This is a genomic window from Mesorhizobium sp. M6A.T.Ce.TU.016.01.1.1 (assembly GCF_003997065.1).
GTDB lineage: Bacteria > Pseudomonadota > Alphaproteobacteria > Rhizobiales > Rhizobiaceae > Mesorhizobium > Mesorhizobium mediterraneum.
The window spans coordinates 1-358 of the sequence record NZ_RZTJ01000146.1 but is presented as its reverse complement, the minus strand read 5'-3'; the positions used below and the strand labels follow the sequence as shown (position 1 = coordinate 358).

Here is a 358-nt window from a genome sequence, read left to right as displayed (position 1 = left end):
ACATAGGAGGTGTTGGCGAAATAGCCCTGCCGCGAACGACGCACCTGTTCCGGCGTGATCTCGAAGGAAGGATAATCGCTGGCGTGGTACAGCCGCCGGGAATGCGCATCCTGCTCGTCATGCGCGATGAACCCGGTTTCCGGATCCAGCGCCTGGCAATGCTCATAGAGATCCCAATACTGCTTGCGCGCGACATAGGGATCGTGCGGGTGCGACAGCGAGACGGTGAGGCACCATGGCCGATGGCTCGCATCGTCCTGTTCGCGCGAAAGCTGATAGAGCTTCTGTGTGGCTAGGAACACGACCTCGTCGTCATACTCCATCTGGTTGGTGATCTCGGCAACGCCGGCGCCGGTCA

Annotated in this window: 1 pseudogene; it reads right to left on the bottom strand. The window is 60.3% G+C overall.

Annotated features, from left to right (window positions below):
* A pseudogene (locus EOC94_RS33670) lies at positions 1 to 358 on the bottom strand (choline-sulfatase); the annotation flags it as partial.